This is a genomic window from Acidovorax sp. ACV01 (assembly GCF_014851495.1).
Classification (GTDB): Bacteria; Pseudomonadota; Gammaproteobacteria; order Burkholderiales; family Burkholderiaceae_C; genus Acidovorax; species Acidovorax radicis.
Map to the genome: position 1 here is coordinate 143,110 of NZ_JACUZT010000007.1, position 13,495 is coordinate 156,604.

Below are 13,495 nucleotides of genomic sequence, written 5' to 3' on the forward strand. Positions count from 1 at the left end.
GCCAGCCAGGCAGCAGTTGCGCCATGCAGCCATCCGGGTATTTGTAACAAATGGGCCATGCACATCGGGCATACCACTATCCGCAAGCGTCATGACACATTTTGTAATTTTTGCCTACACTGCCTTGGGACTGCGCACAAAGCAATGCCGGAAGACAGGCAGCTGACACGGGCACCGTTATTGCTTCGCACTTCCCACCCGATTCACTGTCCCCAGAGACACCAAGGAACACCATGCAGGCCGCAACGTCACTGAAATCCCTGTCGATCTCCAGCCGGCTGGGCCTGGGCTTTGGCTGCATGCTGGTGCTGCTGGTGGCGGTGGCCGCCGTGGGCCAGCTCTCGGTGGGCAAGGTGCATGACCAGATGCTCCAGATCACCGGCATCGGCGCCAACAAGTCCAAGCTGGTCAACGGCATGCTGGAGAGCGTGAGTGCCATTGGCATCCAGAGCCGCTCCGCCGCCATGCTCAACGACATCGACCCCAAACAGGCGCGCGGGCAGATCGATGCGGTGGCCAAGACGCTCAAGGACTACACCCGCCAGGAAACCGCCCTGGCCGAACTGCTGACCCCCGCCAGCGCCACCCCCGCCGAGCTCAAGCTGCTGGGCGAGGTGCAGGCGATGGGCAAAAAAACCCGCCCCGAACTCGACGCCGCCATCAAGGCCACCGACGATGGCGACACCGTGAGCGCCACCCTGACGCTGATGACCCGCGTGGCCCCCGCCGAAACCGCGTGGCGCAGCAAGCTCGGCGAGCTCGTCGAACTGCAAAACACGCTAAACGCCGAAGCCACGGCGTCGGCCGAAAACACGCAGAGCCAGGCCCGCGTGGTGGGCGGTCTGCTCGTGCTGCTGGCCATCGGGCTCGGCGCGCTGATTGCGTGGCGCATCACCACCAGCATCACGGCGCCCATTGGCCGTGCCGTGGTGGTGGCCGAGCGCATTGCCCGCGGCGACCTCACCTCGCAAGTCGAAGTGCGCATCCAGGATGAAACCGGCCGCCTGCTCGAAGCCATCGCCGCCATGCAGGAGCGGCTGCGCACGCTGGTCGGCGAGATCGGCCAGACGGCAGACTCCATCCTGGTCGCCAGCTCTGAAGTGGCATCGGGCAACCTGGACCTGAGCCAGCGCACCGAACAAACATCGCACAACCTGCAAAGCGCGGCAAACTCGCTGGTGGACCTGACCGGCACGGTGTCGCAAAGTGCCGACTCGGCCCGCCAGGCCAACCAGCTGGCCTCCACCGCATCGGACGCCGCAACGCGCGGCGGCGAGGTCGTGTCGCAGGTGGTCCGCACCATGGACACCATCAGCGCCAGCTCGCGCAAGATCGCCGACATCATCAGCGTGATCGACGGCATCGCCTTCCAAACCAACATCCTGGCGCTGAATGCGGCGGTGGAAGCCGCCCGCGCCGGCGAGCAGGGCCGGGGCTTTGCGGTGGTGGCGGGCGAGGTGCGCAACCTCGCGGGCCGGTCGGCCAACGCCGCGCGCGAGATCAAGGCCCTGATCGGCGCCAGTGTGGATCAGGTGCAGGAGGGCAGCACCCTGGTGAACCACGCGGGCAAGACCATTGGCGAGCTGGTGCTGTCCGTGCGCCGTGTGTCCGACATCATGGGCGAAATCACGGCTGCCACACAGGAACAGAGCCAGCGCATCGGCCACGTGAGCCACGCCGTGGGCGAGCTGGAGGAAATGACCCAGCAGAACGCAGCCCTGGTGGAAGAAGGCGCTGCCGCCGCCGACAGCCTCAAGGACCAGGCAGGGCGCCTGACGCAGATGGTGGGCACCTTCCGCCTCACCCGCGAAGGCAGTGCAGAAAACAGCTGGAGCGCGTCGGCTCCGGCAGCATCCCCCGTCCCCGCGCCTGCACAGCGCGCCAGCCTGCAGGCCTCGCACCAACTCCGCAGCAAGCTGCCGTCCCTGCCCCGCTGAGCTTTAGCGGCACCCCGGCAGCGCCCCGGTCAGCCGCCGCCTTGGAGTTGAAAGATGCTGGAGCGCAGCGCGGCCAGGTCCAGCACGCGCAGGCCACCGTATTCCACACGGATGGCGCCCTGCGCCTCCAGCGCAGCCAGCGCCTCGTTCACGCGCTGGCGCGACAAACCCACCAGGTAAGCAAGCTCCTGCTGCGTGATACGCAGCACCTCGCCCACCCCCGGGTACAGCACGGGGTTGAACAGCGACGCCAGGCTGCGGGCCACCCGCACATCGGGGTTGTTCAGGCGGTCGATCTCGCGGGCCGCGATGAACTGGCCCAGCCGCTCGTTGAGCTGGTTCATCACAAAGCGGTTGAAGCCGATGGAGTGGTCCAGCAGCCAATGGAAGCTGTCGATGGGTAAGCCCGCCACCACGCTTTTGCGCAGTGCCTGGATGTTGTAGCGATAAGGCTCGCGCTTGATGGTGGTGCCCTCGCCAAACCAGCCACCCGGGGGCAGGCCGGCGTAGGTCATGGTCTGGCCCTGCGCGTTGTCGGTGCTCATCTTGAGCAGGCCCTCGACCACACCAAACCAGTAGGTCACCGGGCGCCCCACGCGGCACACATAATCGCCCGCCTTGGCATCCCCCACCAGCAGCGAGGCGACGGCCCGCTCGCGCTCGACAGGCAGCAGCAGGCGCAGCCAGGGGATGCCGTCCAGCTCGTCCGCCGTGGGGGGGCGCCGCCGCTGGTGCAGTGACAAATCCTGGTTCATGCGTGAGTCCATGGCAGTGCAATATCAACAAGGGTTGGGGGTTCGGGCCCTGAGAATCTGCTCAAAAGGGCGAAGGGGATGCGGGAATACCACGACCCAGATTGTCGTCAGAATGACAAAAAAATGCCAATCGTGACGGGATGATGTCGCCTCCCCAGGCAGCCCATGTGCTGGCCCGGGCCCTTTGAGGAGACCCACATGCCCGCCGACCTTGCCCACACTGCCCCCCGCCCCCCATCCCGCATTGCCCGGCGCCAGCTGCTGGCGGCCGCTGCCATCGGCCTGCCCTGGCTGGGCCTGGGCAGCGCCCGCGCGCAGGAAGGGGCCATCCGGATTGCGCAGTCCACTGCCCTCACCGGCCCGCTGGGTGATCTGGGCTCGGCCATGCACCAGGGCGCCAAGGCAGCGTTTTCGGGCATCAATGCACGGGGAGGCATCCACGGCAAGGCCATCGAACTGGTCACGCAGGACGACACCTACGACGTGCCCAAGGCCCTGGCCAACGTGACGCAGTTCCTGGCCGACCCGGGCACCTTTGCTCTGTTCAACTGCATGGGCACGCCCATGATCGATGCCATGCTGCCCAAGGTGATCGACAGCGGAATCCCGTTCTTCGCGCCTTTCACCGGAGCGCAGCTAAGCCGCACCAAAAGCGCCCGCAACGTGTTCAACATCCGCGCCAGCTATGCGGACGAGGCCGAAAAGCTCGTGCAGCACCTGTCCACCATCGGCATCCAGCGCATCGGCATCGTCTACCAGAACAACTCATTCGGCAAAGAGGTGTTCAGCTCGGCCAAGCAGTCGATGGACCGCCTCAAGCTACCCGAGGCGCTGACGGTGACGGTCGAGAACAACGCATCGGATGCGGGCGCCGCTGCCACCAAATTGGCGGGCGGCGACCTCGAAGCCATCGTGATCGGCCTGGCGGGCAAGCCCACGCTGGAATTCGTGAAGGCGTTTCGCGCCATCAAGCGCGGCGTGACGCTGTATGCGCTGTCGGTGATGGGCACCCCCGCCACCGTGAAAGCCCTGGGCGCAGATGCCACGGGCATGGCCATCTCACAGGTCGTGCCCCTGCCTTCCAACGTGGTCATGCCGGTGGTGCGGGACTTCCAGGCCGCCTGGAAGGCGTCGGGCGCCACGGCCGACCCATCGCACCTGGCGCTGGAGGGCTACATCAACGCCCGCGTCTTTGCAGAGGCCCTGCAGCGCGCAGGACGCAACCCCACACGCGCCGCTTTCATCGACGCCACCTGGAACCTCAAGAAATGGGACCTGGGCGGCTTCGAGGTCAACGCCAGCACCCCGGACCGCAATGCGTCACGTTTTGTGGAGCTGACGCTGGTGGGGCGCGACGGAAGATTCCTGCGCTGACATGCTTCCCCGTGCCGCCCTTCCCAGGGGCGGCGCCCGCTGCGTCACTGCGGGGCGTGCCTGGCTTGTGCGGGGCCGGCACCACGTTGCGGGACGCTAGCACTGCCATGAAAACCCGAGATGACAGCGCGGAGTGGACCCTGCCGCGCGCAGGCCCGGAGGCTCAGCTCAAACGCTATAGTTTCAATAGCACACAAATAAAAACAGAAAAGCGCTGGAGCCTTTTTTGGCTTCAAATCCTGGCACCCAGGCGCCTACTGCGCCGCCACCCCATACCGGTAGCCTCGGAACGACCAGACCGTGCGGCCCGGTTCGATCCGCTCCAGCACCAGGCCGGGAGCCGCCTGATCGCCTTCGTGCAGCACCTGCCCGTTGACGATGGCCATGCGGTACGCCGGGTTGTTCGAATGGGTGGCGCCCGTCACTTTGAGCGCGGGCAACTGCGTGCGCAAGGCTTCGGGCAGGTCTGCCTGTGCAAACACGGGGCTGGCGGGTGGCGGTGCCACGCCGGCCTCCGGCGCCGGGCGTGGCGCGGGCGCCAGGGGCGCTGGCGCAGCCACCGGGCTGCGCGGGCGTACGGGCGGCTCGGCCGCAGGCGCACGAGCGGCCGGGGGTGGGGCCACCACCACGGCAGCGACCGACCGCTCGCGTTCACGCTGGGGTGCGGCACCGGACTTGTCTGCCGGGCGCTTGCTTGCGCTGCGGGGCTCGGAGGGAGCCAGCGGCGCAAGGGCCGGGCTTGGTGCGGGTTCTGGCACGGGTGACGGGGGCGGCAGCGGTGCCGGTGGGGGCAACGTGGCGGGGGCTGGTGCCACGGCGGCGGGCGCAGGCGCAGCAGGGGCCGCCGCCACCACCGCATCCGCCACCGGGGCCTGGGGCCGCAGGGCCCACCAGGTACCACCAGCCGCCAACACGGCCGCACCCACCACGCCCGCAGCGACCAGCCACAGGTTGGTCGGCCCGGCCCGACCGGGCAAAGGGGAAGCTCCGGTGGCAGGCGCCGCCTGCGTGTGCAACCCCGGCACGGCGCCTCGGCCGCGTTCGGCATCAGCACGCCGCAATGCATCAAGGATGTAGGACATGGTTAAGGCGTGTTCCGCAGACGCGGCTCGTTCACGCCAGTGGCGCGGTTGAGCAGCATGAGAGTGAGGGGGCCCGCGCGGCCGTCGGGCGTCACGCCCTGAGCCAGCTGGAACCGGTGGATGCGCGACTGGCGCTGGGCGGGTGTCACCGGCTTGCTGCCAAGGCCCGAGCCACCCGCGGCTTTGCTGGCCAGCCGCTGGTCCAGCCAGGCGGCGCCTGCCGGTGAGTCAGTGATCTCGCCACGGTCGGGCATGCCCACCGGTGCGCGCCACAGCGTCGCAATCTCGCCGCGCCAGACCTGGGCCAGCTCGGCCACCGGCACCCGCAAGGTGCGGCCGCCGCCTTCGAGCGCGGCGTTGTCGCCGTCCAGGCCGCGCAGCACCACCAAGACGGGGGCCTCTGCGTCTTCCGACGGATAAAGCGCCAGCAGCACAGGCCGGTCAATCTGGCGCACCAGGTTCAGGCCCGCACGGCGGTTGCGGTAGCACCGCAGGCCTTCACGCGGCAGGGTGGTGCAGGCGTCAGCGCCCGCAGGCAACGCCGCCCCCCAGGCCGAGGCCAGCGCCTGCCAGGCCGGTGCATCGGTCGCGGGCTGGGCCAGCACAAACTGGTCCAGCGCGGAAGGCGGAGCTACTTGCGCAGAGGGCACAGCGGGCGTGCCCGATGGGGCTGGGGTCACCGACGCAGCAGCCAAAGGGGCCATGGCCACAGCAGAGGATGACGCGGCGGACGCTGGCAGCACCGCAGCAGGCGCCACGGCTGCCGGGGGTTTGGTGGCCGGGCTGGATGCCGTACGCTGCGCCACGGTGGCGCCAGGACCTGTGGTGGCCACCTGCGCGCCACGGTGCGCGGGCCAGACCCCCATGCCCCATCCCGCAGCCGCCACCGCCGCAGCGCCCGCGACGGCCCCCAGGCCCGCCAAGGCCCAGCGCGGCAGCGCCCGAGGCCCCGTACTGCGCGCTGCAGCGGCGGATGCCGGTGCGTCAAACACCTCGCGCGCGGCGCGGTTGACGATGGCCCGGGTCACCTGCCGTGCCCCGGCCGCATAGGCCCCCAGCAACGCCCGGTCGCACAGCAGATTGATGCGCCGTGGCACGCCATGCGAGAGCGCATGCACACGCTGCATGGCCCGCCGGTCAAATGGCAGCGGTCCGGTGAGCCCGGCCACGGCCAGGCGGTGGGCGATGTACTGCTGTGTCTCTTGCGAGCTCAGTGCTCCCAAGTGAAAACGCGCAATCACGCGCTGCGCCAACTGTTCCATTGAAGGCGTCGCCACCATGGCGCGCAGTTCGGGCTGGCCGATCAGGATGATCTGCAGCAGCTTGCGCTCGCTGGTCTCCAGGTTGGTGAGCAGGCGCAGCTGCTCCAGCACGTTGGCCGAGAGGTTCTGTGCCTCGTCGATGATGAGGACCGTGTTGCGCCCGGCCCCGTGCGCTGCCAGCAGCGATGCATTGAGCGGGTCGATGTAGTCCTTGACCGTCTCCACCCCACCCGGCACGGTGGGCTTGTGCGGCACCCCGAACTCGTCGCAGATGGAGCGCAGCAACTCCCGCACCGTGAGCTTGGGGTTGAAGATGTAGGCCACGTTGCAATGCGACGGGATCTGCTCCAGAAAGCAGCGGCACACCGTGGTCTTGCCCGCCCCCACCTCGCCCGTGAGCAGTACGAAGCCACCCCCCGCATCCAGGCCATAGAGCAGATGCGCCAGAGCCTCCCGATGCCGCTCGCTCATGAAAAGATAGCGCGGGTCGGGTGCTATGGAGAACGGCGGGTGCTGGAGACCGAAGAACGGGGCGTACATGCCGTGAGGATACCGCCCCCGCGTGAAGGGCCCGCCGATACCCTGCCCGCCACTGCTGCCAAGCCGGCCCCGGCCAGGGATCAGGGTTAGACCCGAGGAGTAGTTTCCCGTAAATTGTCGTCGGCAAGACAAGATGGCGTCAAAGTCAGTCCTAGCATCCGATCCATACACCCATACGCAGCCACAAGGCCGCGATCCCGGCAGTCACCGGACGGACACCTCTTATCTTTAGGAACCTGCAATGTTGACCACGTTCCCGCAATTGCTGCTCAAGCATGCCGCCGAGCGCCCCACGGCCCCGGCCCTGCGCGAAAAAGAATACGGCATCTGGCAGGCCCACAGCTGGGCCGACCTGGCACGCCTGGTGGAACAGGTGGCCGCCGGCCTGCACCTGGCCGGCCTTGCACGCCACGAACACATGGTGGTGATCGGCGCCAACCGCCCGCGCCTGTACGCCACCATGCTGGCCGCCCAGTCGCTGGGCGCCATTCCGGTGCCGCTGTACCAGGATGCCGTCGGGGCCGAATGCGTGTTCCCGCTCAACAACGCCGAGGTGCGCTTTTGCCTGGTGGAAGACCAGGAGCAGGTCGACAAGCTGCTGGAGATCCGCGAGCAGTGCCCCCAGATTTCAAACATCTACTTTGACGACCCACGCGGCCTGCGCAACTATGAAGAAGAAGGCCTCGCGTCGCTGGACTCCCTGATCGAAGCGGGCAAGGCGCATATTGCCAAGAACCCCCAGTGGTTCCACAACGAAGTCGCCAAGGCCCAGCCCGGCGACGTGGCTGCCATGTTCTTCACCTCCGGCACCACGGGCAACCCCAAGGGTGTGGTGCACACCCACAGCACGCTGCTCGACCGCGCCTCCGCCGGGGCTGAGTTCGACAAGCTCACGGGCAGCGAAGAGGTGCTGGCCTACCTGCCTCCCGCATGGATCGGCCAGAACATCTTCAGCTACGCGCAATGGCTGGCCTGCGGCTACGTGGTGAATTGCCCCGAGTCGGCCAGCACCGTGACCATCGACCTGAAGGAAGTCGGCCCCACTTACTACTTTGCCCCCCCGCGCATCTTTGAAGGCCTGCTCACCAGCGTGATGATCCGCATGGAAGACGCGGGCACCCTCAAGCGCAAGATGTTCCAGGCCTGCATGGCCGTGGCGCAGCGCGTGGGCCCGGCCCTCATGGACGGCGAAGCCGTCAGCACCCTCGACCGCATCAAGTACGCGCTGGGCAATGTGCTGGTGTACGGCCCACTGCGCAACAACCTCGGGTTCAGCCGCGTGCGCGTGGCCTACACGGCGGGCGAGGCCATCGGCCCCGATCTGTTCACCTTCTACCGGTCAATCGGCATCAATTTGAAGCAGCTGTACGGCTCCACCGAGACCGCCGTGTTTGTCTGCCTGCAGCCTGACAACCAGGCGCGCGCCGACACCGTGGGCGTACCCATCCGGGGCGTCGAGATCAAGGTGGCCGACAACGGCGAGATCCTCGTCAAGTCTGCCGGCCTGCTCAAGGAGTACTACAAGAACGCCAAGGCCACGGCCGAGGTGCTCACCGCCGACGGCTGGTACCACACCAGCGACGCCGGCTTTCTCGACGCACACGGCCACTTGAAGATCATCGACCGCGTGAAAGACGTGGGCCGCATCAAGGGCGGCGCCAACGACGGCGCCATGTTCGCGCCCAAGTATGTGGAGAACAAGCTCAAGTTCTTCCCGCACATCAAGGAAGTCGTCGCCCTGGGCGACGGCCGCGAGAAGGTGTGCGTGATGGTCAACATCGACTTCGACGCCGTGGGCAACTGGGCCGAGCGCCGCAACCTGCCCTACGCCGGCTACACCGACCTGGCGCAAAAGCCCGAGGTGTACGAGCTGATCCGCGAGTGCGTGGAAAAGGTCAATGCAGACCTGGCCACCGACGCCATGCTGGCGGGCAGCCAGGTCAGCCGCTTCCTGGTGCTGCACAAGGAACTGGATGCCGATGACGGCGAACTCACGCGCACCAACAAGGTCCGCCGCGGTTTTATCGCCGACAAGTACGGCGTGCTGGTCGAGGCCCTGTACGCAGGCCGCACCGAGCAGTTCATCGAGACCCAGGTCAAGTTCGAGGACGGCCGCACCGGCAGCGTGAGCGCGACGCTCAAGCTGTCGGACACCAAGACCTTCTCGCCCGTCAAGGCCGCCGCATGAAACCCGCTCTCTACCCGCCCGAGCAGCAACACCCCACCATGACCAAAAAGAAGATCGGTGACGTCATCCTGGACGTCAAGAACATCAGCCTGCGGTTTGGCGGCGTGAAAGCGCTGACCGACATCTCGTTCAACGTCAAGGAGCACGAGATCCGCGCCATCATTGGCCCCAACGGCGCGGGCAAGAGCTCCATGCTCAACTGCATCAACGGCGTGTACACGCCGCAGGACGGCTCCATCACCTTCCGCGGCAAGACGTTCTCGCACATGAACTCGCGCCAGGTGGCCGAAATGGGCGTGGCGCGCACCTTCCAGAACCTGGCGCTGTTCAAGGGCATGAGCGTGATCGACAACATCATGACCGGCCGCAACCTCAAGATCAAAAGCAACCTGTTCCTGCAGGCGCTGCGCTGGGGCCCTGCCGAGCGCGAGGAGATCGCGCACCGCGAGAAGGTCGAGCACATCATCGACTTCCTGGAAATCCAGGCCCACCGCAAGACCCCCGTGGGCCAGCTGCCCTACGGCCTGCAAAAGCGCGTGGACCTGGGCCGTGCCCTGGCCATGGAGCCGCAGGTGCTGCTGCTCGACGAGCCCATGGCCGGCATGAACGTGGAAGAAAAGCAGGACATGTGCCGCTTCATCCTGGACGTGAACGATGAGTTCGGCACCACCATCGTGCTCATCGAGCACGACATGGGCGTGGTGATGGACATCAGCGACCGCGTGGTGGTGCTCGACTATGGCAAGAAGATCGGTGACGGCACGCCAGACGAAGTGCGCAACAACGAAGACGTGATCAGTGCCTACCTCGGCACCTCGCACTGAAGCCACAGACGGCGCAGGAGACTAAGACATGGGATTTTTTCTGGAAACACTGCTGGGCGGCCTCATGGCCGGCATGCTGTATTCGCTGGTGGCGCTGGGCTTTGTACTGATCTACAAGGCCTCGGGCGTGTTCAACTTTGCGCAGGGCGCGATGGTGCTGTTTGCGGCCCTCGCCATGGCACGTTTTGCCGAGTGGATCCCCCAGTGGACCGGACTGGACAACAAGATTGCAGCCAACCTGATCGCCTTTGTGCTGGCAGGCGCGGTGATGTTTGTGGTGGCCTGGGTGATCGAGCGCATGGTGCTGCGCCACCTCGTCAATCAGGAAGGCGCCACGCTGCTCATGGCCACACTGGGCATTGCCTACTTCATGGAAGGCCTGGGCCAGACCCTCTTTGGCGGCAACATTTACAAAATCGACATCGGCATGCCCAAGGAGCCGCTGTTCGCTCTGGACAACCTGTTCCCCGGCGGCATCCTGATCAACAAGGAAGACGTGATCGCCGCCGCCATCGCCGCTGCGCTGGTGGTGGCCCTCTCCCTGTTCTTCCAAAAGACCTCCACCGGCCGCGCCCTGCGCGCCGTGGCCGACGACCACCAGGCCGCCCAGTCCATCGGCATTCCGCTCAACCGCATCTGGGTGATCGTGTGGTGTGTGGCCGGTGTGGTGGCCCTGGTGGCCGGGATGATCTGGGGCAGCAAGATGGGGGTGCAGTTCTCGCTGGCCACCGTGGCGCTGCGTGCACTGCCCGTGGTGATCCTGGGCGGCTTGACCTCCGTACCCGGCGCCATCATCGGCGGGCTGATCATCGGCGTGGGCGAGAAGCTGTCCGAGGTGTACCTGGGGCCGTTTGTCGGCGGGGGCATCGAGATCTGGTTTGCGTATGCGCTTGCATTGGTGTTCCTGCTGTTCAGGCCTCAGGGGCTATTCGGCGAGAAGATCATTGATCGTGTGTAACCCATAGCAAGAACAACAAGGAGAACCACATGCTCTACCGTGAAAATGGTCAGTTCAAAACCAGCTACCGGGCCGATCAGCAGATCTTCCCGATCGCGCAGGACCGCATCATGATCGCGCTGCTGCTGGCCGTGGCCTTTGTGGCTGTGCCCATGCTCTCCAGCGACTACTTCTTTCGCGCCATCCTGATCCCGTTCGTGATCATGTCGCTGGCGGCCCTGGGCGTAAACATCCTGGTAGGCTACTGCGGCCAGATCTCGCTGGGCTCGGGTGCCTTCATGGCGGTGGGGGCCTATGGCGCCTACAACTTTTTCATGCGGCTGCCGGGCTTGCCGCTGATCCCCGCGCTCATCCTGGGCGGCCTGTGTGCCACGTTCTTCGGCATTCTGTTCGGACTGCCCAGCCTGCGTGTGAAGGGGCTGTACCTTGCGGTGGCCACCCTGGCGGCGCAGTTCTTCAGCGACTGGATGTTCCTGCGCATCAAGTGGTTCACGCTCGACACGCCCTCGGGCGCGATCTCGGTGTCCAACCTGCAGATGTTTGGTTTGCCCATTGAGAGCGCCACCAGCAAGTACCTGTTCTGCCTGGCGATCCTGGTCATCGTGGCCTTGCTTGCCAAAAACCTGGTGCGCGGCGCCATTGGCCGCGAGTGGATGGCCATCCGCGACATGGACGTGGCAGCGGCGGTGATTGGCATCCGCCCCATGTACGCCAAGCTCAGCGCGTTTGCCGTCAGCTCCTTCATCGTCGGCGTGGCCGGTGGCCTGTGGGCCTTCGTCTACCTGGGCGCCTGGGAGCCCGGCGCGTTCTCGGTAGACATGTCGTTCCGGCTGCTGTTCATGGTGATCATCGGCGGCATGGGCTCCATCATGGGCAGCTTCTTTGGCGCGGCCTTCATCGTGGTGCTGCCCATTGCGCTGAACCAGTTTCTGCCCCTGTTCCTGGGCCTTTTTGGCATCAGCATCTCCACCGCCGGCATATCGCACGCCGAGCTGATGATTTTTGGCGGCCTGATCGTGTGGTTCCTCATCGTGGAGCCCCATGGCCTGGCCAAGCTGTGGTCCATGGGTAAGCAGAAGCTGCGTCTTTGGCCTTTCCCCCACTGATTTCCCTCGTGCTTCAACACATTCATCCAAAGGAGACATCCATGAAGCTTTCGAAACTCGTGATTGCTGCCGCAGTGGTCGCTGCAGGCGCCTCGGCGGTGAGCACCAGCGCTTTCGCGCAGCCCAAAGAACAGTTCATTCCCGTGCTGTCGTACCGAACCGGCCCCTACGGCCCTAACGGTGCGCCCTGGGCCAATGGCTACGTGGACTACCTCAAGCTGGTGAACGCCCGTGGCGGTATCAACAGTGTGAAGCTGACGTTTGAAGAGTGCGAAACCGGCTACGACACAGCACGCAGCGTGGAATGCTATGAGCGCTTGAAGGGTAAAAACGGCGGTGCCGCTCTGGTGCAGCCCCTGTCCACTGGCGCAACCTACGCGATTACCGAGAAGGCCCCTACCGACAAGGTCCCTCTGGTGACGATCGGCTACGGCCGCAGCGAAGCGGCCGATGGCACCATCTTCAAATGGAATTTTCCGCTGGCCGGAAACTACTGGGTAGCTGCCGACGCCATCGTGCAGGACATTGGCAAAAAGGAAGGCGGCCTCGACAAGCTCAAGGGCAAGAAGATTGCCCTAGTCTACCACGACAGCCCCTACGGCAAGGAGCCTATCCCCATGTTGCAGGAACGGGCGAAGATGCACGGCTTTGAGCTGCAATTGCTGCCCGTGACCGCTCCTGGCGTGGAACAAAAATCCACCTGGCTGCAGATCCGCCAGTCGCGCCCTGACTATGTCGCCCTGTGGGGCTGGGGCGTGATGAACTCCACCGCCATCAAGGAAGCACAGGCCACTGGCTACCCGCGCGAGAAGATGTATGGAGCGTGGTGGTCCGGCGCCGAACCCGATGTGAAGGACCTGGGCGACGGTGCCAAGGGCTACAACGCTGTGGCCATGCAGCACGGTGCGGAGCCCCAGTCCAAGCTGGTCAAGGAGGTGCTGGCCCAGTTGCACGACAAGGGCCAGGGCACGGGACCCAAGGATGAAGTCGGGCAAGTGCTGTACATGCGTGGCGCCATGAGCGCGATGCTGGGGGTGGAAGGCATCCGCGCTGCGCAGGACCGTTTTGGCAAGGGCAAGGTCATGAACGGCGAACAAGTGCGCTGGGGCCTGGAAAACCTGAACCTCACGCAACCCAAGCTGGATGCCCTGGGCTTCGCAGGCGTGATGCGCCCCATCAGCACCTCGTGCACCGACCACATGGGCGCCGCCTGGGCCCGCATTCACACCTGGGACGGCAAGGCCTGGAAGTTCACGTCCGATTGGCTGCAGGCCGATGAACAGATCCTCAAGCCGCTGGTGAAGTCCATCGCGGCCAAGTACGCGGCCGAGAAGAAGCTGACGCCGCGCACTCCGGCGGACTGCCAGTCTTGATTCGGTACATCCCCCTGAGGCGCTGACGCGCCTTCCCCCTTCTCTCAAATCGCTGCGCGATTCGGGAAGGGGGACGCCACCGGTGCGGCGGGGCGG

Annotated in this window: 10 protein-coding genes; 7 read left to right on the forward strand and 3 right to left on the reverse strand. The window is 65.8% G+C overall.

Annotated features, from left to right (window positions below):
* The first annotated feature begins 233 nt into the window (after positions 1-233).
* Positions 234-1,937 (forward strand): methyl-accepting chemotaxis protein, encoded by a 1,704-nt coding sequence (locus tag IB243_RS20145; RefSeq protein WP_192428921.1) that lies wholly within the window; start codon positions 234-236, stop codon positions 1,935-1,937.
* A gap of 29 nt (positions 1,938-1,966) precedes the next feature.
* Here the strand turns inward: IB243_RS20145 and IB243_RS20150 are convergent, their stop codons facing one another.
* Positions 1,967-2,692: a Crp/Fnr family transcriptional regulator gene (locus IB243_RS20150; protein WP_010462856.1), complete on the reverse strand. Its 726-nt coding sequence runs from the start codon at positions 2,690-2,692 to the stop codon at positions 1,967-1,969.
* 198 nt (positions 2,693-2,890) lie between these two features.
* On the opposite strand from IB243_RS20150, the gene IB243_RS20155 reads away from it, so the two are divergent.
* Entirely contained in the window at positions 2,891-4,066 is a 1,176-nt protein-coding gene (locus IB243_RS20155) for an ABC transporter substrate-binding protein (protein WP_192428923.1), read from the forward strand.
* A 254-nt stretch (positions 4,067-4,320) separates the two neighbouring features.
* On the opposite strand, the gene IB243_RS20160 is transcribed toward IB243_RS20155, so the two are convergent.
* Together IB243_RS20160 and IB243_RS20165 are read right to left on the reverse strand one after the other, a co-directional pair.
* Entirely contained in the window at positions 4,321-5,148 is an 828-nt protein-coding gene (locus tag IB243_RS20160; RefSeq protein WP_192428925.1) for a general secretion pathway protein GspB, read from the reverse strand.
* Positions 5,149-5,150: 2 nt separating this feature from the next.
* Entirely contained in the window at positions 5,151-6,950 is a 1,800-nt protein-coding gene (locus IB243_RS20165) for an AAA family ATPase (protein ID WP_192428927.1), read from the reverse strand.
* A gap of 241 nt (positions 6,951-7,191) precedes the next feature.
* Here IB243_RS20165 and IB243_RS20170 point away from each other — a divergent pair, with 241 nt between their 5' ends.
* From IB243_RS20170 to IB243_RS20190, 5 genes are read left to right on the forward strand one after another with little or no spacing between them, the layout of a single operon-like run.
* Positions 7,192-9,138, forward strand: coding sequence for a long-chain fatty acid--CoA ligase (locus tag IB243_RS20170; RefSeq protein ID WP_192428929.1), 1,947 nt, complete (start codon positions 7,192-7,194; stop codon positions 9,136-9,138).
* A gap of 38 nt (positions 9,139-9,176) precedes the next feature.
* Positions 9,177-9,962 (forward strand): ABC transporter ATP-binding protein, encoded by a 786-nt coding sequence (locus IB243_RS20175; protein ID WP_010462867.1) that lies wholly within the window; start codon positions 9,177-9,179, stop codon positions 9,960-9,962.
* Positions 9,963-9,990: 28 nt separating this feature from the next.
* Positions 9,991-10,920, forward strand: a complete 930-nt coding sequence (locus IB243_RS20180; protein WP_057229446.1) for a branched-chain amino acid ABC transporter permease — start codon at positions 9,991-9,993, stop codon at positions 10,918-10,920.
* Between the two features lie 29 nt (positions 10,921-10,949).
* Positions 10,950-12,026 (forward strand): branched-chain amino acid ABC transporter permease, encoded by a 1,077-nt coding sequence (locus tag IB243_RS20185; protein WP_192428931.1) that lies wholly within the window; start codon positions 10,950-10,952, stop codon positions 12,024-12,026.
* A gap of 41 nt (positions 12,027-12,067) precedes the next feature.
* A complete protein-coding gene (locus tag IB243_RS20190) occupies positions 12,068-13,399 on the forward strand; it encodes an ABC transporter substrate-binding protein (RefSeq protein WP_010462872.1) in 1,332 nt (443 codons plus the stop codon).
* Positions 13,400-13,495: the final 96 nt, after the last annotated feature.

Bases quoted from the DNA above. Each gene is read 5' to 3' on its own strand.
- IB243_RS20190 (WP_010462872.1), top strand. From the start codon at position 12,068: ATGAAGCTTTCGAAACTCGTGATTGCTGCCGCAGTGGTCGCTGCAGGC.
- IB243_RS20170 (WP_192428929.1), top strand. From the start codon at position 7,192: ATGTTGACCACGTTCCCGCAATTGCTGCTCAAGCATGCCGCCGAGCGC.
- IB243_RS20155 (WP_192428923.1), top strand. From the start codon at position 2,891: ATGCCCGCCGACCTTGCCCACACTGCCCCCCGCCCCCCATCCCGCATT.
- IB243_RS20185 (WP_192428931.1), top strand. From the start codon at position 10,950: ATGCTCTACCGTGAAAATGGTCAGTTCAAAACCAGCTACCGGGCCGAT.
- IB243_RS20180 (WP_057229446.1), top strand. From the start codon at position 9,991: ATGGGATTTTTTCTGGAAACACTGCTGGGCGGCCTCATGGCCGGCATG.
- IB243_RS20145 (WP_192428921.1), top strand. From the start codon at position 234: ATGCAGGCCGCAACGTCACTGAAATCCCTGTCGATCTCCAGCCGGCTG.
- IB243_RS20160 (WP_192428925.1), bottom strand. From the start codon at position 5,148: ATGTCCTACATCCTTGATGCATTGCGGCGTGCTGATGCCGAACGCGGC.
- IB243_RS20150 (WP_010462856.1), bottom strand. From the start codon at position 2,692: ATGAACCAGGATTTGTCACTGCACCAGCGGCGGCGCCCCCCCACGGCG.
- IB243_RS20165 (WP_192428927.1), bottom strand. From the start codon at position 6,950: ATGTACGCCCCGTTCTTCGGTCTCCAGCACCCGCCGTTCTCCATAGCA.
- IB243_RS20175 (WP_010462867.1), top strand. From the start codon at position 9,177: ATGACCAAAAAGAAGATCGGTGACGTCATCCTGGACGTCAAGAACATC.